We start from the raw sequence: 23,502 nt of genomic DNA on the forward strand, positions 1-23,502 counted from the left end.
GACCGTGATGGACCAGGACGCGGCGCCGGTACGGGGCCTGTTCGTGGACGGCCGGTGGGCCCAGGCGGCCGCCGGAAGAACGCGGAGCATCACGTGCCCGGCCGACGGCCAACAAGTCGCCGAGGTGGCCGAATCCACCCCCGCCGATGCCGAGGCCGCGGTTGCCAGCGCCCGCAGGGCGTTCGATGGCGGCGCGTGGCCCGGCACCAGCGAGAAGGAACGCGGACAGGTCCTGCTCCGCACCGCCGAACTGCTGGAACGCGACAAGGCGCTTTACGCCCGGGCCGAAGCCCTCGACACAGGCAAACGCTACGTCGAAGCGGAATACGACATCGACGATATCGCCGCCTGCTTCAGGTACTACGGCGGCATCGCCGGAACGGACGCCGGCCGCGTGATCGATACCGGGATACCGGAAACCATCAGCCGCGTGGTCCACGCCCCTGTGGGTGTGTGCGGGCTCATCACGCCATGGAACTACCCCCTCCTGCAGGCGTCCTGGAAGGTGGCCCCGGCCCTGTTGGCCGGCAATACCTTCGTCCTCAAACCCAGTGAGCTGACTCCCTCCACCTCCATCCTGCTGATGGATACGCTCCTTGAGGCCGGGTTGCCGGCCGGGGTCGCCAACCTCGTCACCGGCACCGGTCCCGAGGTCGGCGCAGTCCTGAGCGAAAGCCCGGACGTTGACCTGGTCTCGTTCACCGGCGGCCTGGCCACGGGGATCAACATCATGAAGACCGCGGCCAACACGGTGAAGCGCGTTGCCCTGGAACTGGGCGGGAAGAATCCGAACATCGTCTTCGCCGATGCCGACCGCGAGTCCGCCCTGGACAACGCCCTCACCGCGGTGTTCCTGCATTCGGGTCAGGTGTGCTCGGCCGGAACCAGGCTCATCATCGAAGAATCGATCCACGACGAATTCGTGGCGGAACTGGTGCGACGTGCGCAGGCCATCCGGCTTGGCGGCCCCTTCGACGAGCTCGCGGAGACCGGCCCGCTGATCTCGGCCGCGCACCGTGACAAGGTCCATGCCTACGTCCAGGCCGGCATCGACGAAGGAGCCACGCTTCTATGCGGCGGCTATATCCCCGACACCGGGGCGATGGCACTCGGCAGCTACTACCCTCCCACCATCCTGGACGGTTGCCACACCTCCATGAACGCAGTGCAGGATGAGTCGTTCGGACCAGTCCTGACCGTGGAGACCTTCAGCACGGAGGAGGAGGCCATCAACCTGGCCAACGACACCGCCTACGGACTGGCTGGCGCCGTCTGGACGCAGGACGGGTCGCGCGCGCAGCGCGTGGCCGGGGCCCTCCGGCACGGCACGGTGTGGATCAACGACTACCACCCGTACGTTCCCCAGGCAGAGTGGGGCGGATTCGGCAAGTCCGGAAACGGCCGCGAACTGGGTCTCCAAGGTCTCGCGGAGTACCGCGAAACCAAGCATATCTGGCAAAACATCAACCCCAAGGCCAGCCACTGGTTCAAGCCTCCACAGGCAGGAGTACAGCAATGAACAGTCCCGACATCTCAGTGCGCAACCTTTGGAAGGTCTTCGGACCGGGGGGCGACAAGATCCCCAACAATCCAGAACTCTCGGCCCTCAGCTCCGCGGAACTGCTTGAACGCACCGGCTGCGTGACCGCCGTCCGCAACCTGAGTTTCGACGTCGCCAAGGGCGAGGTCTTCGTGGTCATGGGACTTTCCGGATCCGGCAAATCCACCCTGATCCGCTGCCTGACCCGGCTGATCGAGCCCACCTCCGGGCAGGTCCTGGTGGACGGCAAGGACGTCCTGCAGGCAGGTGTTGCCGAGCTCCGCGAGCTGCGCCGGCGGAAGATGTCCATGGTGTTCCAGCATTTCGGCCTCCTCCCGCACCGCACCGTGCTGGACAACGTCTCCTACGGGCTGCAGATCCGCGGGGCTGCGAAGAACGAACGCTACGCCAGGGCCCGTGAAATCATCGAACTGGTCGGCCTGAAGGGCTACGAACAGCACTACCCGGACCAGCTGTCCGGAGGAATGCAGCAGCGCGTCGGCCTGGGCCGGGCCCTGGCCGGCGATCCGGACACCATCCTCTTCGATGAGCCCTTCTCCGCGCTGGATCCGCTCATCCGCCGGGACATGCAGGCGGAAGTCATCCGGCTGCACAAGGAAATGGGCAAGACCATGGTGTTCGTGACCCACGATCTCTCCGAGGCGCTCAAGCTCGGAGACCGCATCCTGATCATGCGCAACGGCGAGACGGTCCAGTGCGGTACGGGAGACGATCTGGTGGGCTCGCCGGCGGACAAGTATATTGAGGACTTTGTGTCCGAAGTCCCCCGCGCGGACGTCCTGACCCTGAAATGGATCACCCGGCCCGTGGCGGCCGGAACACCGGGCGACGCGCCGGTCCTCAGCTCCCGGATGATCATCCGGGATGCCATAGCGGCGGTCATGCACTCCTCCTGTCCCGTCCTGGTGGAGGATGGCGGCAGGATCACGGGGCAGATCGACCGCGACAGCATCCTTTCGGTGCTGCAGCCCGCGGAAGCAGCGGCCTGATGTCTACCCTCGTCCGAGATCGGGCCACGGTGCAACCCACACCCGCGCCCGCCCGTGAACCCCGCCGCAGGCCCAGCCGGCGCACCATCCTGCTGGGAGGCGCCGCCGTCGTCTGGATCCTGGGATTCCTCGTCCTGCACGGAACCTCCACCCTGACCCTGCCCGCCTCAGAGCTGACTGACCTGCACCGGTCCCTGAACCAGTTCAACGCCTGGGTGGCAGCCAACCGCGCGGACAACCCTGTCTTCCTCTACGTCTTCACGCCCCTGCGTGCCGCCGTCGACGCCGTGGCCAGCCTGTTCATCGCCACCTTTGCCGCGAGTTCCACGGGCCTGCGCCTGCCGGAGATCGGCTGGCTCGGAACCGTGGGCCTGCTGGGCTGGATCGCCTTCGCGATCGGCAACGCCCGGGTCGCGGCGCTGACCGTCGCCGTCTTTGTGTTCTTCGGACTTCAGGGCCTGTTCCTCGAGGCCACCTACACGTTCGCCCTCGTCCTCACCGCCGTGCTGCTGACCCTTCTGGTCGGGATCCCGCTCGGCGTCGTGGCCGGCGTCTCCGGCCGGGTTGCCAAGGTGATCACGCCGGTGCTGGACTTCATGCAGACGCTGCCCACGTTCGTGTATCTGGCCCCGCTTGCCCTGGTCTTCCTGATCGGCCCGGCATCGGCCGTCATCGCCACTGTGATCTACGCAGCACCGCCCATTATCCGCCTGACGGCGCACGGCATCCGCTGCATCCCGGAGAACACCCGCGAAGCCTCCGATTCGCTGGGCACGACGGGCCTGCAGCGGCTGGTCACCCTGCAGCTGCCCATGGCCCGCCGTACCATCGTCATGGGCATCAACCAGGGCACCATGGCGGCCCTGTCCATGGTCACCATCGCGGCGCTGATCGCAGCTCCCGGGCTTGGCCAGGTGGTGGTCCGGGCGCTGCAATCGCTCGACGTCGGCACGGCCGTAAACGCCGGGCTCTCCATCGTGCTGCTCGCGATCGTGCTGGACCGGGTGACCACCGCCGCCAGCCGCCGTGCGGAACCGGGGGCGGCCCGGAACCGCAGGGTTTCCCGCAGGACCAGGTACACCCTCATTGGCGTCACCCTGGTGCTGGCACTGGCCATGGTGCATTTCTCCCGGACCCTGCTGTGGGCTGCGGCGTTCCCGAAGGACCTCAACATCGGCCCGGCGATCGTCCAGGCGGTCGGCTCGGCCAGCCAGTGGATGCAGACCAACCTGTCCCTGTTCACCGTGTCCTTCCGGGAAGCCGTCACCACAGGGATCCTTAACCCGTTCCAGTCACTGCTCACGGACACGCCCTTCTATATCCTCGTAGCCGTCATTGCCATGGCCGCCTACGCCCTCGGCGGCTGGAAGCTCGCGGCCCTGACCACGGCATGCCTGGGCGTGATCATCTACCTTGGCCTCTGGAGCGACTCCATGGTCACCCTGGCCGGAACGCTGGTGGCCACCACAGTGGTCATGATTCTGGGTGTTGTCTTCGGCGTCGCAATGGGCAGGTCCGGGCGGGTGGACCAGATCATGCGGCCCATGCTGGACGCAGGCCAGACCATGCCGGCCTTTGTGTACCTGGTCCCGTTCCTGGGACTCTTCGGCGCCACCCGGTTCACCGCGATCATCGCCGGCATCATCTACGCCGCCCCCGTGGCCATCAAGATCACGGCTGACGGTATCTCAGCGATTTCCCCCACTGTTGTCGAAGCTGCCGTCGCCAGCGGCTCCACCCCCTGGCAGGTCATCACCAAGGTCCAGCTTCCGATGGCCCGGCAGACCCTGGCCCTCGCCGCCAACCAGGGCCTGATCTATGTCCTGGCCATGGTGGTGGTCGGTGCGCTCGTGGGCGCAGGCGGCCTCGGGTACGACGTCGTCGCCGGCTTTGTCCAAAGCGCGCTCTTCGGCAAGGGCCTGGCCGCGGGCCTCGCCATCGTCTTCCTCGGCATCCTGCTCGACAGGATGACCCAGGCTGCCGCAGCCACCCCGGTGCGGAAAATCCCCTCGTCCAAAACCCCGGCAGCCTAACCGCCCTGCGCCATGGCGCAGGGCCTGACGGCCCCCGCACACTCCCCGTTCCACCCCAACAAGGAGACCTTACGATGAAAAAAGCTGGACTGCTGTTGAAACGAACTGTCCCGGCGGTGGCTGGAGCTGCTGCCGCCGCCCTGCTCCTGGCAGGCTGCGGCGGCGCCTCGGTGAACCAGGTGGCCGCTGCCACCGGTGCCGCCGAGGCGCCGTGCGGAAGTGTTAATGTGGCGCTCAACGCCTGGGTGGGCTACACGGCGAATGCAGCCGTGTACAGCTACGTGGCGAAGAACAAGCTTGGCTGCACCGTGGTCCAGAAGGACCTGAACGAGCAGATCTCCTGGCAGGGTTTCGCCTCCGGTGAGGTGGACGTCGTTATGGAAAACTGGGGCCATGAGGATCTGGCCAAGCAGTACATCACGGAGCAGAAGGTGGCGGTCGACGCCGGTCCCACCGGCAATGAAGGACACATCGGCTGGTACGTGGCGCCATGGATGGCGGAAAAGTACCCGGACATCACGGACGGGAAGAACCTGAACAAGTACGCCTCGATGTTCGCCACGTCCGAGTCCGGCGGAAAGGGCCAGGTCCTCGACGGCGATCCCGCCTTCGTCACCAACGACGAGGCCCTGGTGAAGAACCTGAACCTGGACTACAAAGTGGTGTTCTCCGGTTCGGAGGCCGCCCTGATCCAGTCGTTCCGGACGGCGCAGCAGAATAAGACGCCGCTCCTTGGCTACTTCTACGAGCCGCAGTGGTTCCTGTCCGAGGTTTCACTCAAGAAGGTCAATCTGCCGGAGTGGACCGAGGGCTGCGACGCGAACCCGGAAAAAGTGGCCTGCGACTACCCGACGTACAAGCTCAACAAGGTCATCTCCAAGAAGTTCGAGGACAGCGGATCGCCCGCAGCCAAACTGGCCAGGGCCTTTAAATGGACCAACAAGGACCAGGACGCCGTTGCCACGGACATCCAGGGCGGCATGACGCCCGAGGCTGCGGCCAAGAAATGGGTGGACGCGAATCAGCAGGTTGTAGATTCCTGGCTCAACTAAGCGAGCCCGTCCCCCCGCCCACGGGATAGAAGCAGCCAGCAAAAGTCACCCACCCAGGGGAGATCCGTGGGTGGGTGACTCGTTTCCCCCAGGCCACTGTTTCGCGCTGCAGGCGCTGGGTGATCAGGTCGACCCGCCACGGCATCGGCTCAAGGCCGTGCAAGGATTTGTTCAAGACCCGGCCGTCCGTCCACTCTGGCATCGCGGAGTAGCTAGGCGTAGCGTCGGTTACACAGACAAAAGGCGGCGTCCGCAGGTTGGACTTGTGTCCGGGCGCCGCCTCAGCGGTGTCAATCCATTGAAGGAGACGGCCATGGCCGGATGGAATGCGGATACAGCTGCCGGGCCATTGGGGGCCGGGACGGTCACTTTGGTGGAGGGTTCATCATTCTGTATTTCCTCGGCCAACGGAGACATCCATCCGGAACACCCGCACGGGGTTTTCCATGAAGACACCCGGATCCTGTCCCGCTGGAACCTGACCGTCAACGGCCAGTCCATCGAGCCGCTGGCGGCGGAGACGAAGGAGCCGTACCGCGCACTGTTTGCCGGCCGTGTTCCCCGCTCGGACGGGTACGCGGACAGCCCGCTGATCGTGGAGCGCCTGCGCGAAGTGGGTGCGGGAATCCTGGAGGAGATCACCGTCCGGAACTACTCGGCTGAGGCCGCCGAATGCGTAGTGGAGCTGAGCGTTGAAGCGGACTTCGCGGATCTCTTCGAGGTCAAGGAGGCACGGATCCAGCGGCACTGGGAAGAGAGCCGCCAGCCGGACGGCGGCACGCTGACCATCCGGGCCGCCTGGCAGGACGTCAGGAAGGGAGTCGTCGTCAACGCAGGTGGCGCCGACATCGGAGCGGAGTCCCTGACCTACCGGACGGTCATCCCTCCGCACGGGGACTGGAACACTTGGGTCAGCGTGGTGCCCAAGGTCGACGGCACCGGCCCCGCTGAGCCGTTCGCCCACACTGCTGCCGGGGAAATGTCCCCCCGCGACCGGCGGCGGCAGGCATGGGTGTCCAAGATTCCTGTGCTGCACATGGGCAACCGCTCGATCGAACGGACCATCCGCCGCAGCTACGACGACCTGGGTGCCCTACGGATTGAGGATCCGCAGCACCCGGACCGGATCGTCGTGGCCGCCGGCGCGCCCTGGTTCATGACCCTTTTCGGACGCGACTCGCTGATTGCCTCCATCATGTCGATGCCTGTGGACCCGTCCCTCGCCCTGGGCACCGTGCAGACCCTGGCCGACCGCCAGGGCAGCGCCGTGGACCTGATGAGCGAGGAGGAGCCCGGCAAAATACTGCACGAAGTCAGGCTCGACGTCTCCAGCGGGCTTTCCCTGGGCGGAAAATCCGCCTACTACGGCAGCGTCGACGCCACGCCGCTGTTCGTCCTGGTGCTCGGCGAGGTGAGCCGCTGGGGTTTTGCCGAGGACACCATTGCCGCCCTGCTGCCCCATGCGGACCGGGCGATGGAATGGATCCGGAAATACGGGGACCGCGACGGCGACGGATTCGTCGAGTACGCGCGCCTCAACGAAAGGGGCCTGATCAACCAGGGCTGGAAGGATTCGTGGGACGGCGTCAATTTCGCCGACGGCCGCCTGGCCGAGGCGCCGATCGCGTTGTGCGAGGTGCAGGGTTACGTCTACGGCGCGTACATGGCGCGGTCGTGGATGGCGTACGACGCCGGTGACGAGGCTTTGGCCGCCGACCTCCGGGACCGCGCGGCACGGCTGAAGAAGCAGTTCAACGAACAGTTCTGGCTGCCCGAGCGCGGCTACTACGCCATCGCGCTGGACCGCGACAAGCGTCCGGTCGATGCGTGCGCGTCCAACATGGGCCACTGCCTGTGGAACGGCATCATCGACGAGGACAAGGCGCCACTGGTCGTGGAACGGCTGATGTCCCCGGAAATGTTCAGCGGCTGGGGAGTGCGGACCCTGGCATCCGACATGGGCGCCTACAATCCTGCGAGCTACCACAACGGCTCCGTCTGGCCGCACGACAATGCGATCATCCAGGCCGGCCTCCTGCGCTACGGGTTCGTGGAGGAGGCGCAGCGGATTTCCACTGCCCTGCTGGAGGCGGCCGAGCATTCGGACGGACGGCTGCCCGAACTGTTCTGCGGCTTCGACCGGGAGCACTTCTCCGCGCCTGTGCCCTACCCCACGGCGTGCTCGCCGCAGGCGTGGGCGGCCACCACACCGATCTACCTGGTGACGAACCTGATGCGCTACAACCCGCACGTTTCCGAGGGCGCCCTGTGGATGGATCCCGTGCTTCCGGAATCCTACGGACACCTGCACATCACCAACGCGCCCATGGCCGGCGGCCGGATTACCATCGATATTTCCGGCTCCGACGCGACCATCCAGGGGTTGCCGGAGGGCATGGTCCTCCGCCACGGAACCCGGCCTTGGATGGCCGACCTGGTGCAGCAGGCCAGGATGCACAGAAAGGACTAGGGACTGTGCGAGGCGTTCGGGAACCCTGCGGCAGCCGCACCCGCTCCGGCGGGTGCGGCTGTCCTTGTCCGCGACGGGAGCCGGCTGCCTGCCGAACTTGATGGGGACGCCTTCATCGGCTGACCCTGGCCAGCGTCTCCCGCTCCGCCCCGATGGTGGTGCTGTCCCCGTGGCCGGGGCGGACCACGGTCCCTGCCGGCAGCGTCAGCAGCCGTTCGCGGATGGAGGCGAGGATTGTGGGGTAGTCGCTGTAGGACCGGCCGGTGGCACCCGGGCCGCCGTTGAAGAGCGTGTCTCCGGTGAAGACCGTCCCTTCGCCCTCCAGGAGGAAGCAGGTGGATCCCGGCGAGTGGCCAGGGGTGTGGAGGGCGCGCAGGGTGGCCCCGCCCACCTGGAACTCGTCGCCGTCGGCAAGGTTGCGGTCCGGCCTGGCATCGGGATAGACCTGTTCCCACAGCACCAGGTCCTCGGGATGCAGGTAGACCGGTGCCTTCACGGCCTCCGCCACGGCACGCGCCGCGCCGATGTGGTCGTTGTGCGCGTGCGTGAGCAGGATGGCCAGGACCTTCCGCCCGCGGACCTGGCTGATGATCGCCTCTGCGTCATGCGGGGAATCGATGATCACGCATTCGTCCTCGTTCCCCACGATCCAGACGTTGTTGTCCACGTCCCAGGCGCCGCCGTCGAGCGAAAACGTCCCCGAGGTGACCAGGTTCTCGATGGTGACGCTCATGCGGAGACCGCCGTGGCGGTTCCGGCGGCAGCGCCGGCAACGGCTGGGCGGATTTCGACCACGGAACGCAGGACCTTGCCCTCGTGCATCTTGCCAAAGGCCTCGTCCACCTGGTCGATGGTGATGCGCTCGGTGACAAAGGCGTCGAGGTCCAGGTTGCCCTGCTTGTAGTGCTGGACCAGCATCGGGAAGTCCCGGGACGGCAGGCAGTCGCCGTACCAGGAGGACTTCAGGGACCCGCCGCGGCCAAAGACATCCAGCAGGGGCAGCTCGAGCTTCATATCCGGCGTCGGGACGCCCACCAGCACCACGCGGCCGGCCAGGTCCCGGGCGTAGAACGCCTGCTTGTAGGTTTCGGGGCGTCCCACCGCCTCAATCACGACGTCGGCACCGTTGCCGCCGGTCAGCGCCCGGATCGCTTCAACCGGATCTTCCTTGCTGGAGTCCACCCCGTGGGTGGCGCCGAGGGACTTGGCCATTTCCACCTTGTTGGCGTCGATGTCCACGGCGATGATCGTGGTGGCGCCGGCCAGCTTCGCGCCCGCGATGGCGGCGATACCCACGCCGCCGCAGCCGATCACGGCGACGGATTCGCCCCGCTTGACCTCACCGGTGTTGATCGCGGCGCCAATGCCTGCCATCACTCCGCAGCCGAGCAGCCCGACGGCGGCGGGATCGGCGTCTTCGTCAACCTTGGTGCACTGTCCGGCGGCGACCAGCGTCTTCTCGGCGAAGGCGCCGATGCCAAGCGCGGGCGAGAGTTCCGTGCCGTCCTCGAGCGTCATCTTCTGGGTGGCGTTGTGCGTGTTGAAGCAGTACTGCGGCTGCCCCTTGGCACAGGCGCGGCATTCGCCGCACACGGCGCGCCAGTTCAGGATCACGCGGTCGCCGGGAGCCACCTCGGTGACGTCCGGTCCGACGGCGCTGACCACACCGGTGGCCTCGTGGCCCAGCAGGATGGGAAAATCGTCGGTGATTCCGCCCTGCTTGTAGTGCAGGTCCGTGTGGCAGACGCCGCAGGTGAGGATGTCCACCAGGGCCTCGCCCGGTCCGGGATCCGGCACCAGGATGGTCTCGACCGACACCGGGGCATTCTTTTCCTTGGCAATGACTGCCTTTACCTTGTGAACCACTGGATTGTGTTCCTTTCCTGAATCCCCGGGACTCCTGATGGCGGCATCGTTGCCCATCTTGCTGGCTCAAGCTGGTTGCGTATTACGCAACATGGTGCATATGGGGCTTACTGAAAATATGGCAGTCCCCACAGAGGGTGTCAATAGATTGTGCGGCAGGGCCGCGCCGACCCTCGGCCGAAAGCCTTCCATGGGTCTGCTTTACCGCAACACGGTTTTGCCTAATGCAACATTAGGGCTGATCACCTGGAACTCGAAATGGTAAGACGAACGCATCGAAGCCAGTGTTTTCTTCCACCTCTAGACAAAAAATCATTGACTGTGGTCCGCATCACCCTTAGTCTTGTGCAACAGCGTTGCGTTCATTGCAACCCCAAAAAATCATTGGTGGACCTATGAGTAACGAAACAACATCCATGGCTGCATCGGCGTCATCGCCGCTCGGCGGCCAGCCCGCACCCGTCAACGGCGACGGCATCAGCAAGGACACCCGCCGTAGAGTCATCGCTGCCAGCTTCATCGGCAACTTCGTCGAATGGTTCGACTACGCCGTGTACGGCTATCTGGCCGCAACCATCGCCGTGGTCTTCTTCCCCGAATCCAGCCCCCAGACCGGTCTTCTGCTGACTTTCGCCCTGTTCGCAATATCGTTCCTGGTGCGCCCGCTCGGCGGTTTCGTCTGGGGCCATATCGGCGACAAGGTCGGCCGGCGGACCGCACTTTCCCTGTCAATCCTGATCATGTCCGGGGCGACCTTCTGCATCGCACTGATCCCCGGATACAACACGATCGGCATCTGGGCTCCGATCCTGCTTCTGGTTGTCAGGGTCGCGCAGGGCTTTTCCGCCTCCGGTGAATACGCCGGAGCGTCGGCCTTCCTGGTGGAGTACGCCCCGGCCAACAAGCGCGGCCTGTACGCCGCCGTCGTTCCCGCCAGCACCGCCGCGGGACTGCTCCTCGGCTCCCTGATCGCGGGCCTGCTGACAGTCCTGCTCAGTTCCGAGGCAATGCAAAGCTGGGGTTGGCGCCTGCCATTCCTGCTGGCCGCCCCGATGGGACTGATCGGACGCTACATCCGGACCAAGCTCGAAGACACCCCGGTGTTCCGCGAACTGGCAGCCGAGGACGAGACCATCAAGGCTCCCGTGTCCAGCCTGTTCCGGAACCACTGGCGGCAGCTGCTGCAGGCCGTCGGAGCCGTGCTGCTCAACGCCGTCGGCTTTTACGTGATTCTCAGCTACATGCCGACCTACCTGTCCTCGGAGCTGGGCCTCGGCGCAACCGAATCCTTCCTGGCAACCACCATCGCCCTGCTGACGTACATCGGGTTCATCTTCCTGACCGGAATGCTCTCGGACCGCTACGGCCGCAAGAAGGTGCTCATCAGCGCATCCATCACCTTCATCGTGCTGACAGTGCCCGCCTTCGCGCTGCTGGGCACCGGGAACTTCCTGGTGATCGTCCTCGTCCAGATCCTGCTGGGCGCCATGCTCACCCTCAATGACGGTACGCTGCCGAGCTTCCTTGCCGAAATGTTCCCGACCCGGGTCCGCTACAGCGGCTTCGCGGTCAGCTTCAACCTCTCCAACGCGCTCTTCGGCGGCACGGCTCCGTTCATGGCCACCCTGCTGATAGCGGCCACTGCCAACAATCTGGCTCCGGCCTGGTACCTGGTCGGCGCCGCTGTCATCTCCCTGATCGCCGTCGCCCTCTCCCGCGAAACCTGCAAAGAACCGCTCCGCCACGAATAGTCGGACGGGCTCCAAACTTTCCTCGAATGAAACCGCACCAAAGAAAGGCATCACCACAATGACCACCACAGCATCCGAGAACGCCACGTCCATCGCAGAACTGGAGCGCCTGAAGGTCCTGCACAATGGGCAGAAGGAAAAGCTGACTTTCTCCACCGCGGAATTTGAGCGCCGGCTCGCCGGCCTCCGCCGGATCATGGCAGAGAAGAGCCTGGACGCCGTCGTCCTGACCAGCTACCACTCCATCAAGTACTACTCCGACTTCCTCTTCACCTACTTCGGCCGTTCCTACGCCATGGTGGTCACCAAGGACGACACCGTGACCGTCACCGCGAACATCGACGCCGGTATGCCGTGGCGGCGCAGCTACGGCGACAACGTGGTCTACACGGACTGGCGCCGGGACAACTACATCTTCGCCATCCAGGAGGCGCTGCGCACGCGCGGCATTTCCGTCCGCCGGCTCGGCGTCGAGGACGACTCGCTGCCGCTGGACAACCGGAACAAGATCCAGGCCGCCTTCGGATCGGCCACCCTGGTGGACGTGGCCCAGGCCGCCATGCGCCAGCGCATGATCAAGTCGGCCGAAGAGATCGAGGTCATCAAGCACGGGGCCCGCATCGGCGACCTGGGCGGGGAAGCCATCCGCAACGCCATCACCGCCGGGATCACCGAGTACGAGGTCGCCCTGATCGGCACCGAAGCCATGGTCCACGAAATCGCGCGGACTTTCCCGGATTCCGAAATCCGGGACACCTGGGTCTGGTTCCAGTCCGGCATCAACACCGACGGCGCGCATAACTGGGCCACTACCCGCAAGATCCAGGAACACGACATCCTGTCCCTGAACTGCTTCCCGATGACCTCCGGCTACTACACCGCCCTGGAACGGACCCTGTTCTACGGCGAACCGGATGCCCGCTCCCTTCAGCTGTGGAACATCAACGTGGAAGTCCACAAGCGGGGCCTCGAGCTCATCAAGCCCGGCGCTGTCTGCAAGGACATCGCCGCCGAACTGAACGAGATCTATGTGGGCCACGGACTGCTGGCCAACCGGACGTTCGGCTACGGACACTCCTTCGGCGTCCTGAGCCACTACTACGGCCGGGAAGCCGGACTGGAGCTCCGCGAGGACATCGACACCGTGCTGGAGCCGGGCATGGTGGTCTCCATGGAACCCATGATCACCGTCCTGGACGGTGCGCCCGGCGCCGGCGGCTACCGTGAGCACGACATCCTGGTGGTCGGCGAGGACGGAGCCGAGAACATCACCAAGTTCCCCTTCGGCCCCGAACACAACATCATCAGCGCCTGACCGTCCCTGACCGCCCCTAGCCCGCAAGGAAGCGGCGCCACGTCCGACGTGGCGCCGCTTTTCGGCTCCCGTACGGAATGATGGTCTATATCATGACTCCAGCAGATTCTCCTGACACCAACGGAAACGGCGACACCAAGGGCACCTCCGTCATCGTCAACGCCATCGCCGTCCTGCGGACCTTCACCGCGGACGAACCACTGCTCGGCGTCACCGAGATCGCGAACAGGGTCGGCCTGCACAAAAGCACCGTTTCCCGGATCCTGGCCACCTTCGAACAGGAACACCTGGTGGAACGGGACCCGGAAACGCGCCGTTTCCGCCTGGGCCTGGGGCTGATCGCCATCGCCGGGCCGCTGCTGGCCGAACTGGAAGAACGGCGCGTGGCGTATCCGGTCCTGCGTGAACTTGCCGAACAGACGGGCGAGACGAGCGCCCTCATGGTGTGGAACGGCACCGAATCGATGTGCGTGGAACAGATCGCCAGCCATCACCAGATCAAACACACCACCCCGCTCGGCGCGCGGTACAACGACGCCATGAGCGCCTCCGTGCAGGTCTTCCTCTCCGCCCAAACCGCCGAACGCGTCAGCGCGATGCTACGCAGCGGAGCGATCACCTATCCGGGACTGGACGACGCAGGCATCGAGGCCTACCAGATCAGGCTCAAGGACGTATCGCGCCGGGGCTGGGCCATCAACTACGGCGAATCCTCCATCGACGAAGTGGGCGTGGCAGCACCGGTCTATGACCACCGGGGCGATGTCGTGGCCGCCGTCCTGGTCCCGGCCCCCCGGTTCCGCGTCTCACGGGAACGGCTGCAAAGCCTGGGCGAAGCGTGCGCCGCCGCGGCACACCGGGTCACCACCCGCCTGGGCGGACGTGCGCCCGGGAGCACGGAACAACGCAAGCAACGCTAGCTGGCCGCGCAACTTTCGCTTCGTGATCCATGGCCGGACGTGCCGGTGACGCGGCCCCGGATACTCAGGGGAGGCGCGCAAGCCGGGTGGCCAGATGCAATGCCGCCAGCCGACCCGTGACCCGTGGGTCACCGCCGCACAGTTCGAAGATCCGTTGCAGCCGCTGGTGCAGTGACTGCCGTTCCACATGCAGCTCCCTGGCCGCCTGGGCGGTGTTGCAGCCGGAATCCAGCCACGTTGCCAGCGTGCCCAGCAGCTGCGAATGGCGATGGGCATCATGGTCCAGGAGCGCGCCCAGCTGCCGGCGCACGAAGTTCCGTCTCTGCTCGGTATCCAGGGATTGAACAGCGAAACGTTCGAGGGCGAATGCCTCGGAATCGATCACGGGAGTGTGCGTGCCACCAGCCCCCGCCGGGGATTGGCCCTGGCCGCCCGCCAATTCCAGAGTCAGCTTCGCTTCGGCCAATGCCCAGGGGGCTTCCGAAATTCCGGCGGCCAGCGGACCAACGGCAGTGAGCGTCCCTGCCAGGGCCGGAAGCGCCCGCAGGCGGGCCAGGAGCTCGTTCCGGCCTGCCTTGGGAGCATCATCCGGGAGGACCGTCACTGCCAGAAGCTCGGCGTTATCCACATACGTGGCGCTGGGCTGCGCCCTTCGGGACAGAAGCTGCTCCACGGAGGCCCGCACCTGTTGCGATATGGCGGACCGGACCACCACTGCCACGAGCGGGGCAGATGCAGGAATCCCGGCTGTGGAAGCCAACTGCTGCAGCCGCCAGGCCTGGCTGCCGGAATCAATCGCCCGCAGCAAAGCTGCCGCGGCAACTTCCTTCAGGCCGGGGGACATCCGCTGCAGCAACGCCAGGGCCAGAATGTCCACCGAACGGTTTCCGGCCGTACGCGCAAGATTCGCGTCCCCGTCCGCCGGGATCTGGAGGGCCAGCCGCGCCGAAAGGATTCCGCGCACGGGAACGTCGATGTGAATCGGACGTAGGCGTTCCTGGGCGGCAGCGCCGGAGACGGCACCGTCGGCGGACTCGGCCTGGCCGGACGTTGCACTGGCCAGAGTTGCACCCGACATTGAGGTCAGGGTCACCTCGGCGTGAGTGATGCCGGCCAGCACGGACAGAATCCGATCCAGGCTGCCGCCGTGCGCCAGTTCAACGGCCATTGCGTGACTGGCCTCATCGGCCCGCTGCAGTTGGGAAACCGACTCACTGACCAGCATGGAATTGATGGCCTGCATGACGCCGACAAACGGCACCACCTTGCGAAGCTCGATCAGCGGAAGGCCTGCTTCTTCGGCTGCCGCCACCATCGAGGAGGGGATTGACGGAAGAGCATGGCCGGTTTCGATGGCCAGGGCGGCCACTCCCCGCTCTGCCAGTTCGCGGATGTAGTTGATCCGCCGCTCTTCGGAGGCGAGGGCCAGGGCTTCCCCGCCCGTAAGCAGAAGCTCCCCGCCGCCAAGCAGCGGCGCGATGTCCAGGACTTCACTAGAGTGGATCCACCGGAGCTGGGTCCGGGTTGCGGCGGCGGCTGCTGCCCGGAGCACGGGGTCCGCCGCCGCCAGGGTCGGATGGGTAAGAACATCCGCAAGCCGTATCGCCATTACACTCCGTCGCATTCGAGCCCGATTGTCTCGACACATTGTATATAGGGGGTGTGGGCTACGCCACATAACCTTAAGGCATCCCTAAAACTCTCACGGAGGCCCCCCAATGCGTCAACAAACCCCAGCGGTTCCGGCTGGCCCAGTGGCCGGCGAAGACCACGAAGCCTGGCTCCAGCCCATTCCCGAATCACAGCGGACCCGGAAAGTCTCCGGCCAGTTCTGGATCTGGGCCGGCGCGAACCTCGCCCCGATCAACTGGGTGCTCGGTGCCCTTGGCATCCAGCTCGGCCTGGGATTTGCAGACACGGTCACCGTGCTCGTGCTGGGAAACCTCATCGGCATGCTGCTCTTCGGGCTCTTCGTGCTGCTTGGCCAAAAGACGGGAGCGACCGGCATGGTCCTGGCCCGGGCCGTATTCGGCCGGCGCGGGAACTACCTGCCCGCCGGCATCCAGGCCCTCCTGGTGATCGGCTGGTGCGCGGTCAACACCTGGATCATCCTGGATCTGGTCATGGCGCTTTTCGGCACCCTTGGATGGGTTGATCCGCTCGCCCACAACTACGCGTGGAAGGTCGGCATCGCCACCGTCATCATGGCCGCGCAGGTGGCGATTGCCTGGTTCGGCTACAAGGCAATCGCGGCGTTCGAAAAGTGGACGGTCCCGCCGACCATCGTCATCCTGGCCGTGATGTCGGCGGTGGCCTGGTTCGGCATGAAGATCAACTGGTCCTACGCCGGCCCCGCCGGCCACATCCTGGAAGGCTCGGACCGCATCGCCGCTATGAGCGCGGTCATGACGGCCATCGGCATCGGCTGGGGCATCACCTGGTTCACCTACGCCGCCGACTACTCCCGCTTCGTCAGCACCGAAGTGCCCAAGCGCAAGGTCTACCTCGCGTCGGTGCTGGGCCAGTTCATCCCCGTCGTCTGGCTGGGCATCCTGGGGGCCAGCCTGGCCACCAACACCGGTGAGATCGACCCCGGCAAACTCATCGTGCAGAACTTCGGCGCCCTGGCCCTGCCCGTGCTGCTGATGGTGCTGCACGGCCCGATCGCCACCAACATCCTGAACATCTACACCTTCTCGGTAGCCACCCAGGCACTGGACATCTCCATCAGCAGGCGCAAGCTGAACCTGTTCGTCGGCGTCTTCTCCCTCGCCGCCGTGGTCTTCTTCATCTTCCAGGAGGATTTCGCCTCGGTGCTTGATGCCTGGCTGATCGGCTTGGTCGCCTGGGTGGCCGCCTGGGGCGGAGTCATGCTGGTCCACTACTTCTGGATCGAGAAGCGCTGGCCCGGGGACCCGTCCAGGCTCTTCGACGGGGTCGGCACCAAGCGCCTGCCGGGCGTGAACCCTGCGGGAATCGCCTCCCTGCTGATCGGCATCTTCGCCACCTGGCTGTTCATGTACGGGCTGGTACCGGCGATGCAGGGACCGATCGCCGTGGCCCTGGGCGGCTGGGACCTGTCCTGGCTCGCGGGCGGCCTGGCCGCAGCCGCATCCTACGCCATCATGGGCCCGCGGTTCCATCGCCGCTACCTGCACCTGAGCAGCGGCACAGAAACCGCCCCCGAGGCGTCCGTCCCCTTGGCGTCCGGCATCCCGGCCGCATCCACCACTCCCTCCGGCCTCTGACCAGGAGATCAATCGGAGGAACTTTCCGGCACACCCCCATCACGTGGCCCGAAGGCCATGACAAGCAATGCGGGGTCACTTACCGCCCATCCGGGACCACGGAATGGGCCGTAAGTGACCCCGCGTTGCTGCGCATGGGGGAGGGGGCGGGGGATAAGCAGTGCGAGGGGGCTACCCGATGGTGGCGTACAGCTCGTTGAGCTCGGCCGTGAGCTGCCGGCGCAGTTCCGGGGTGCCGATTTCCTGGCCGTCGATGTGGTTGACGGGTGCCAGGAGCCGGATGCTGGAAATGAGCCACACGGCGTCGGCGTCCAGCAGGTCCTTCGGCTCCAGCGGCCCGTAGCCCAGCTCCCAGCCGGCCGCCTTGGCCGCGGTGAACAGGGCGCCCTGCGAGGTCCCCGGCAGGATGCCGCTGTCCTGCTGCGGCGTGATGAGACGGCGGACCGTGCGGACGCCGCCGGCGCCGTCGTCGGAGGTTTCCAGGTGCGCCAGCAGCACGGTCGACGTCGGGCCCTCCAGGACCATGCCGTCCGCGGAGGTGAAGATGACGTCATCGGCGCCATGCTTGCGGGCGTACCGCAGCGCGGCCATGTTCACCGCGTAGGAGAGGGTCTTGGCGCCCAGCAGCAGCCAGGGCGCGCGCTCTCCCACGTCACTGTCATAGCCGCGGTCCAGGAGGATGACGTCGATCCCGGTCTCGCGCTGGCGCCGGCCGGAGGGCCCCGGCTCGGAGGCCTGTACCCAGCAGGTCGCGGTGGAGGCACCCTCGACCCCGCGGGTCGCAAGGAGCTTCACCACCAGCTCATCACCGGCGCCGGCCGGACCATGCTGGCTCCGGTATTCGCCGATCGCCGTCCCGATCGCGCGCCGCCACGCATCCTCCGCCGGGATAACCAGGTCCATCACGCGGGCGGATCCGGCCAGCCGGTCCAGGTGGGCCTGGAGCTTGCGGGGCTGCCCGCCCACGGCGAGCAGCGACTCGAAGACGCCGTCGCCCCGGGTGGCGCCCTGGTCCGTGGCCATCAGCTGCGGTTTGGAAGCGTCGGCAACGCGGCCGTCCGCATACGCGGGATCCAGGAAAACCAGCACCGGGGCAGGGGCGGGAACAGAGGCAGGAGAGGTCATGGTTTCAGCTTAGTGCCGGACACGCCGGGATAGGATTTGGGGATTGCCCGTTCCGGAACCGTTCCGCGGGTCTGGAGCTTGAGGGGTTCGCCTGTGCTGTGGCCATTTCCGCTGGCGGGAACACTGCCGTCCTGGGTGATCCTGATCCTGAGCGTCGCCGACTTCGTCATCCGGGTGCTGGCCCTCGGGATCATCCCCGGCAACCGCCGCCCGACCACGGCCATGGCCTGGCTGCTGGGCATCTTCTTCGTCCCGGCCCTTGGCCTGATCCTGTTCCTGCTCTTCGGCAACTTCCGGCTGTCCCGGCGCCGGCGGGAGCAGCAGGAGGAGGTGAACGCGCGCGTCCGGGCCGGCATATCCGCGCTGGCTGCCCTCGAGAGCGAGTATGACGGCCCCGAATGGGTGGCCTCCGCGGCGGAACTGAACCAGACCCTGGGGTCCCTGCCCATGGTGGACGGCAACAGCGTCGAGCTGCTGCCGGGCTACCCGGACTCGATCAAGGCGATGGCCGAGGCTGTCCGCGGGGCAAAATCCTTCGTCAACGCCGAGTTCTACATCATGAGCACGGACCACATCACGGATGATCTGCTCACCGCCCTGGAGGACGCCGCCGGGCGCGGGGTCGAGGTCCGGATCCTGTTCGACCACCTCGGCACGCTGCGGATCAAGGGGTACCGCAAACTGATCGCCCGGCTCAAGGCCAGCAAGATCAGCTGGCGGCCCATGCTGCCGCTGAGTCCCGTGCGCGGACAGTGGCGCCGGCCGGACCTGCGCAACCACCGCAAGATCATGGTGATCGACGGCGAGGTGGCCTTCACCGGGTCGCAGAACCTGATCGAGCCCTCCTACAACAACCCGCGGCACCGCAAGGTGGGCCGCGAATGGGTGGAGCTCATGGCCTGCCTGCGCGGGCCGATCGTCACCACGCTCAACGTCGTCTTCGCCACCGACTGGCTCAGCGAGACCGACGAATCGCTCGAGGACCAGCTGGAGCACCGGCCCGAATCCCATCCCGGCCACATCACGGCCCAGGTGGTGCCCAGCGGCCCCGGCTTCATCACCGAAAACAACCTGCGGCTCTTCAACACGCTCATCTACTCGGCGCAGCACAAGATATCGATCTGCAGCCCCTACTTCGTCCCGGACGATTCGCTGCTCTACGCGGTGACGACGGCGGCCCAGCGGGGCGTCGACGTCGAACTCTTTGTCTCGGAAAAGGGCGACCAGTTCCTGGTCCACCACGCCCAGCAGTCCTACTATGAGGCGCTGCTCGAAGCCGGGGTGCGGATCTACCTCTACAAGGCGCCGTTCGTGCTGCACGCCAAGCACTTCACGATCGACGGAGAGGTCGCCGTGCTGGGCTCGAGCAACATGGACATGCGCTCCTTCTCGCTGAACCTCGAGGTCTCGGTGATGCTCCTGGGCGAGGACATCGTGAAGAGGATCCGGGCCGTGGAGGACACCTACCGCGACATCTCGCACGAACTGACCCTCGATGACTGGATGAAGCGGCCGATGGCGGCGAAGTACGTGGACAATGTCGCGAGGCTGACGGCCACCCTCCAGTAGGGTTTCAGCCTGCGGGTGTCAGCCGGCGGGGAATTCGGCGCCGAGCGCCGAGAGGACGCCGAACGCCTTGGTCCGGATCTCGTCGTACTCGTCCTGCGCGGAGGAATCCGCCGTGATCGCCCCGCCGACGCCGAGGCTGAGCACCGTGCCGGCCCCGCCATGGGCGCCGTCCGGGTCTGCCCCGTACGGGTCAGCGCCGGCGCTGACCACCAGGGTGCGGATGGCCACCGCGAGGTCGGTGGCGCCGTTGAGCGAGAAGTAGCCGATCGCGCCGGAGTACACGCCGCGCGGTCCGCCTTCGAGCCGGTCCAGGATGGCCATGGTGCTGACCTTGGGCGCGCCGGTCATGGAACCGGCGGGGAAACACGCGGCCACGGCCTCGGCCCGGGGCATGCCCGGCCTGAGCCGGGCGTCGATGGTGCTCACCAGCTGGTGCACGGTGGCGTAGCTTTCGACCGCACAGAGCCGGCTGACGGTCACCGAACCAGGGACGGCGAAGTGGCTGAGGTCGTTGCGGAGCAGGTCCACGATCATGATGTTCTCGGCCCGGTCCTTGGGGGAGGATTCGAGGTCCCGCCGCAACGCCGCGTCCCGGCCCGGATCCGCGTCCCGGCGCCGGGTGCCCTTGATCGGCTCGGCGCGCATCCCGCCGTCGGCCGCGATCTTCAGGAAGCGCTCCGGCGAGGTGCTGGCCACGGCGAGGTCCCCGAAGCGCAGATAGCTGGCGAAGGGCGCCGGGTTCCTCCGCCGCAGCGCCAGGTAGGCCTGCCAGGGGTCCAGCTTTCCCGGCCCGGCCGGAGCCAGGGAGGGCGCCGGCATTGCGGCAGACAGGGTGGTGGTGAGGCAGACCTCGTAGGTGTTTCCCTCGAAAATCTCGCGCTGGGCCTCGGCGATCTTGGCCTTGTAGTCCGCCTCCCTGTCCCGCGCGCGGAAGTCCAGGGGTGTGGGGCCGGGGGCGGAATGTACGACGGCGGCGGCGCCGCCCGCCGATGGCTCCCGTGCCGCGTCCGTCACCGCCGAGCGGGCCGCCCCGAGCCAGTCCCCGGCGTCGGGGGTGTCGAGGGCCAGCAGCCACACCGCGCCCTCCAGATGGTCCAGGACCACGGCGCGGCCCGCGAAGATCAGGCAGGCGTCGGGGGTCTGCGCGGTGACGTCGCTGCCGCCGGTCTCGCGTTTGAGTTCGTAGCCGAGGTAGCCCAGCCAGCCCAGGGTGAATTCGCAGGGGTAGCCGTCCGGGGTGGGGAGGGCGCGGCCGCCCCAGACGCCGTCGAGCCAGCGGAAGAACGGACCGTCCGTGGTCACGGTGGCGGTGCCGGCGCTCACCCGGGTCAGCCCGGAGCTGTGCCGGACCGCCTGGCCGAAGCGGCCGCCGTCGTCCGCCAGGATGCTGAACCGGCTGCGTCCTGCGGCCGCCGGGGACAGGCCCGCCGGCGCGAGCGAGGAGTCCAGCCACACCGCGTTGGAGGAGTGGCCGAACAGCGCCTCGAACAGCCGGGCGGGATCCGGCGCCGCCGCGATCCGTTCGGCCCGGAGCTGGAGCCCGCGGCGGGCCGCGAGCTCGGGCAGGAGCACGGGTGCGAGGGCGGGAAGGTACTGGAGGGACTGCAGGACATCGGCCGGTGCGGAGCCGTCCGCGAGGTTGAGCACCCGGACGTCGGCGTGCGCCGGAACGTCATCCGCCGCGAGCCATTCCAGCTCCTGGGCCGCCCACTGCTCCCAGAAGGGCGCGTAGGTATCGCCGTCGCGGGCCAGTGCGCGGGCGCGCCGGTCCGGCTCCGGGGAGTCCGCCCAGATGACCGCGTCCAGCAGGGGCCGGGCGGCTTCCGCGGCGGCCCCGACGCCTTCCACCAGCACGATCTCGGCCGGCTGGGTGGTGCGGGTTTCGCCGTCGTAATGCCTGTCCCAGTCCCAGCTGACCCAGGCGGCCGTCTCGCCGCGCCGCAGCGGGGCCAGGACCGTGGAGATGTAGCGCTCGATCCCCGCGGTGAGCCCGTTCCAGCCGGGGTAGATGTCCTCGAGGTGGAAGAGCGAGACCTTGTGGTGCTCCCGGAGGCGCGCCGCGAGTTCGATGGCCAGAGTGGTCTTTCCCGCGCCTGACCGCCCGTCGATGGCGATGATGACGGGTGCTTGGCTCATGAAATAGAGCGTACCCGCTGCCGTGATGTTGCGGTGATGTTGCCGGTCCGGTGCGTGCGGGTTATCCGGATCGGTAGGCATCCGCGGCGTAGACGCCCAGTATTCTCACCTCAGTGGTAAAGAATTCCAGCTCTTCCAGTGCCCTGCGCAGCGGTGGTTCATCCGGGTGGCCTTCGACGTCGGCCATGAACATGGTCGCCGAGAATTCGTTGCCGACCATGTAGCTTTCCAGCCGCGTCATGTTGACGCCGTTAGTGGCGAAACCGCCCAGCGCCTTGTACAGCGCGGACGGGACGTTGCGGACACGAAACAGGAAACTCGTGATCACGGGTCCGGGGAGGGTGCCACGGCCGGGTGTCGGACGCTCTTGTGCGAGGACGACGAAGCGGGTGGTGTTGGTCGGATCATCTTCGACGCCGGAGGCCAGGACGTCGAGACCGTACATGCCTGCGGCCAGCGGTGGCGCCAGTGAGACTTTGGAAGGGTCGTTCCAATCGCGGACTTCCCGTGCAGAACCGGCGGTATCGCCTGCGATGACGGGCCTTAACCCCAACGACCGGATGAGTTTGCGGCACTGGCCCAATGCATGCAGGTGGCTGTGCACCTCCTTTGCCTGTTCGATGGTGCTGCCTGGAATGCCGAGCAGGTCGAACCGGATGCGAAGAAAGTACTCTCCGACGATTTGAAGGCGGGAATTTGGAAGGAGCGTGTGGATGTCGGCTACGCGTCCGGCGATCGAGTTTTCGATCGGAATCATCGCCAGGTCCGCTGTACCGCCCGCCACGAGTTCGAAGACGTCCTCGAAGCTGGCGCACGGCACGGCGTCCATGTCCGGGAACATGTCCGTGCATGCAATGTTTGAGTTGGCGCCGGGTTCCCCCTGGTACGCAATCCTGTTGGCCATGGTGCAAATGCTTTCACGGTTTTCCAGCCCTGGACGCCGGCGGACCCGCGCTCCCGGCGACTCAGGCTCGATTAGGGAGTCCCCGCCCAGACCGCCTTGCGCAGAATGGACCGCAGCGACGCGACCTCGTGGGCGCTGAGGATGCTCAGGTGGCGGGCCTCTGCTGCCTTGGTGGCCTGCTGTGCCGCGGCATGGACCTTCCGGCCCTCCGGGGTGGCGGCCACGAGTTTCTGCCGCCGGTCCGAGACGCCCGGTTTCCGTTCCACCAGGCCGCGCTGCTCCAGTTCGTCGATGAGGGCGACAATCTGGCTGGGATCGAGGCTGAGGAAATCGGCCAGTTCCCGCTGTGTGGGCCCGAGGTCACCGCACGCCAGCGCCAGGACTGAATAGGACCGCTCCTTCAGCCCGAACTCGGCCAGGGCTGCGTTATTGAGCACGCTCCCGGCCGCGTGCAGCTTGGCCAGCAGGAAGCCCATGTCGTTGCTGATGCTTGATTCTGCCAGCCGCGAGGACGGCTCGCTGGAGTTTCCGACGGCGTCCGTTGCCTGGAGTGTCATGATGCC

Annotated in this window: 17 protein-coding genes; 10 read left to right on the plus strand and 7 right to left on the minus strand. The window is 66.5% G+C overall.

The annotated features are described in order from the left end of the window. Window positions 1-7: 7 nt before the first annotated feature. The 5 genes from ACQCSZ_RS22615 to ACQCSZ_RS22635 all read left to right on the plus strand — a co-directional run bounded on the left by ACQCSZ_RS22615 (window position 8) and on the right by ACQCSZ_RS22635 (window position 8,105). Complete coding sequence (locus ACQCSZ_RS22615) at window positions 8-1,519, plus strand: aldehyde dehydrogenase family protein (protein WP_427008424.1); 1,512 nt, start codon at window positions 8-10, stop codon at window positions 1,517-1,519. After that, a complete protein-coding gene (locus tag ACQCSZ_RS22620; RefSeq protein WP_427005833.1) occupies window positions 1,516-2,550 on the plus strand; it encodes a quaternary amine ABC transporter ATP-binding protein in 1,035 nt (344 codons plus the stop codon). The genes ACQCSZ_RS22615 and ACQCSZ_RS22620 overlap by 4 nt, the downstream gene beginning before the upstream one ends. Beyond that, window positions 2,550-4,583 (plus strand): ABC transporter permease, encoded by a 2,034-nt coding sequence (locus tag ACQCSZ_RS22625; RefSeq protein ID WP_427005834.1) that lies wholly within the window; start codon window positions 2,550-2,552, stop codon window positions 4,581-4,583. Before ACQCSZ_RS22620 ends, ACQCSZ_RS22625 begins: the two co-directional genes overlap by 1 nt. Before the next feature lie 74 nt (window positions 4,584-4,657). Continuing rightward, window positions 4,658-5,635: an ABC transporter substrate-binding protein gene (locus ACQCSZ_RS22630; protein WP_427005835.1), complete on the plus strand. Its 978-nt coding sequence runs from the start codon at window positions 4,658-4,660 to the stop codon at window positions 5,633-5,635. Between the two features lie 313 nt (window positions 5,636-5,948). Further along, complete coding sequence (locus tag ACQCSZ_RS22635; RefSeq protein WP_427005836.1) at window positions 5,949-8,105, plus strand: glycogen debranching N-terminal domain-containing protein; 2,157 nt, start codon at window positions 5,949-5,951, stop codon at window positions 8,103-8,105. Window positions 8,106-8,217: 112 nt separating this feature from the next. Here the strand turns inward: ACQCSZ_RS22635 and ACQCSZ_RS22640 are convergent, their stop codons facing one another. Together ACQCSZ_RS22640 and ACQCSZ_RS22645 are read right to left on the minus strand one after the other, a co-directional pair. Beyond that, window positions 8,218-8,838, minus strand: coding sequence for an MBL fold metallo-hydrolase (locus ACQCSZ_RS22640; RefSeq protein ID WP_427005837.1), 621 nt, complete (start codon window positions 8,836-8,838; stop codon window positions 8,218-8,220). Beyond that, window positions 8,835-9,971 carry an S-(hydroxymethyl)mycothiol dehydrogenase gene (locus ACQCSZ_RS22645; protein WP_427005838.1) on the minus strand — a complete coding sequence of 379 codons (1,137 nt, stop codon included), beginning with the start codon at window positions 9,969-9,971 and terminating at the stop codon, window positions 8,835-8,837. Before ACQCSZ_RS22645 ends, ACQCSZ_RS22640 begins: the two co-directional genes overlap by 4 nt. A 395-nt stretch (window positions 9,972-10,366) precedes the next feature. Here ACQCSZ_RS22645 and ACQCSZ_RS22650 point away from each other — a divergent pair, with 395 nt between their 5' ends. From ACQCSZ_RS22650 to ACQCSZ_RS22660, 3 genes are all read left to right on the plus strand, one after another. Next, window positions 10,367-11,722 (plus strand): MFS transporter, encoded by a 1,356-nt coding sequence (locus tag ACQCSZ_RS22650; RefSeq protein ID WP_427005839.1) that lies wholly within the window; start codon window positions 10,367-10,369, stop codon window positions 11,720-11,722. A gap of 58 nt (window positions 11,723-11,780) precedes the next feature. Then, entirely contained in the window at window positions 11,781-13,037 is a 1,257-nt protein-coding gene (locus tag ACQCSZ_RS22655; RefSeq protein WP_427005840.1) for an aminopeptidase P family protein, read from the plus strand. Between the two features lie 92 nt (window positions 13,038-13,129). Beyond that, window positions 13,130-13,957, plus strand: a complete 828-nt coding sequence (locus ACQCSZ_RS22660) for an IclR family transcriptional regulator (protein WP_427005841.1) — start codon at window positions 13,130-13,132, stop codon at window positions 13,955-13,957. 64 nt (window positions 13,958-14,021) lie between these two features. Here the strand turns inward: ACQCSZ_RS22660 and ACQCSZ_RS22665 are convergent, their stop codons facing one another. Continuing rightward, window positions 14,022-15,566, minus strand: a complete 1,545-nt coding sequence (locus ACQCSZ_RS22665) for a PucR family transcriptional regulator (RefSeq protein WP_427005842.1) — start codon at window positions 15,564-15,566, stop codon at window positions 14,022-14,024. A 109-nt stretch (window positions 15,567-15,675) separates the two neighbouring features. On the opposite strand from ACQCSZ_RS22665, the gene ACQCSZ_RS22670 reads away from it, so the two are divergent. Further along, window positions 15,676-17,205: a purine-cytosine permease family protein gene (locus ACQCSZ_RS22670; RefSeq protein WP_427005843.1), complete on the plus strand. Its 1,530-nt coding sequence runs from the start codon at window positions 15,676-15,678 to the stop codon at window positions 17,203-17,205. Window positions 17,206-17,376: 171 nt separating this feature from the next. Here the strand turns inward: ACQCSZ_RS22670 and ACQCSZ_RS22675 are convergent, their stop codons facing one another. Continuing rightward, window positions 17,377-18,330, minus strand: a complete 954-nt coding sequence (locus tag ACQCSZ_RS22675) for an aminodeoxychorismate lyase (RefSeq protein ID WP_427005844.1) — start codon at window positions 18,328-18,330, stop codon at window positions 17,377-17,379. Window positions 18,331-18,423: 93 nt separating this feature from the next. Here ACQCSZ_RS22675 and cls point away from each other — a divergent pair, with 93 nt between their 5' ends. Further along, window positions 18,424-19,899: a cardiolipin synthase gene (cls, locus tag ACQCSZ_RS22680; protein ID WP_427005845.1), complete on the plus strand. Its 1,476-nt coding sequence runs from the start codon at window positions 18,424-18,426 to the stop codon at window positions 19,897-19,899. Between the two features lie 18 nt (window positions 19,900-19,917). Here cls and ACQCSZ_RS22685 read toward each other — a convergent pair whose 3' ends face one another. The 3 genes from ACQCSZ_RS22685 to ACQCSZ_RS22695 all read right to left on the minus strand — a co-directional run bounded on the left by ACQCSZ_RS22685 (window position 19,918) and on the right by ACQCSZ_RS22695 (window position 23,496). Further along, complete coding sequence (locus ACQCSZ_RS22685) at window positions 19,918-22,035, minus strand: chorismate-binding protein (protein WP_427005846.1); 2,118 nt, start codon at window positions 22,033-22,035, stop codon at window positions 19,918-19,920. Between the two features lie 61 nt (window positions 22,036-22,096). Then, complete coding sequence (locus tag ACQCSZ_RS22690) at window positions 22,097-22,939, minus strand: prephenate dehydratase (RefSeq protein ID WP_427005847.1); 843 nt, start codon at window positions 22,937-22,939, stop codon at window positions 22,097-22,099. Between the two features lie 71 nt (window positions 22,940-23,010). Further along, a complete protein-coding gene (locus tag ACQCSZ_RS22695; protein WP_427005848.1) occupies window positions 23,011-23,496 on the minus strand; it encodes a MarR family winged helix-turn-helix transcriptional regulator in 486 nt (161 codons plus the stop codon). Between the last annotated feature and the right edge of the window lie 6 nt (window positions 23,497-23,502).

The organism is Pseudarthrobacter sp. H2 (genome assembly GCF_050157045.1).
GTDB lineage: Bacteria > Actinomycetota > Actinomycetes > Actinomycetales > Micrococcaceae > Arthrobacter.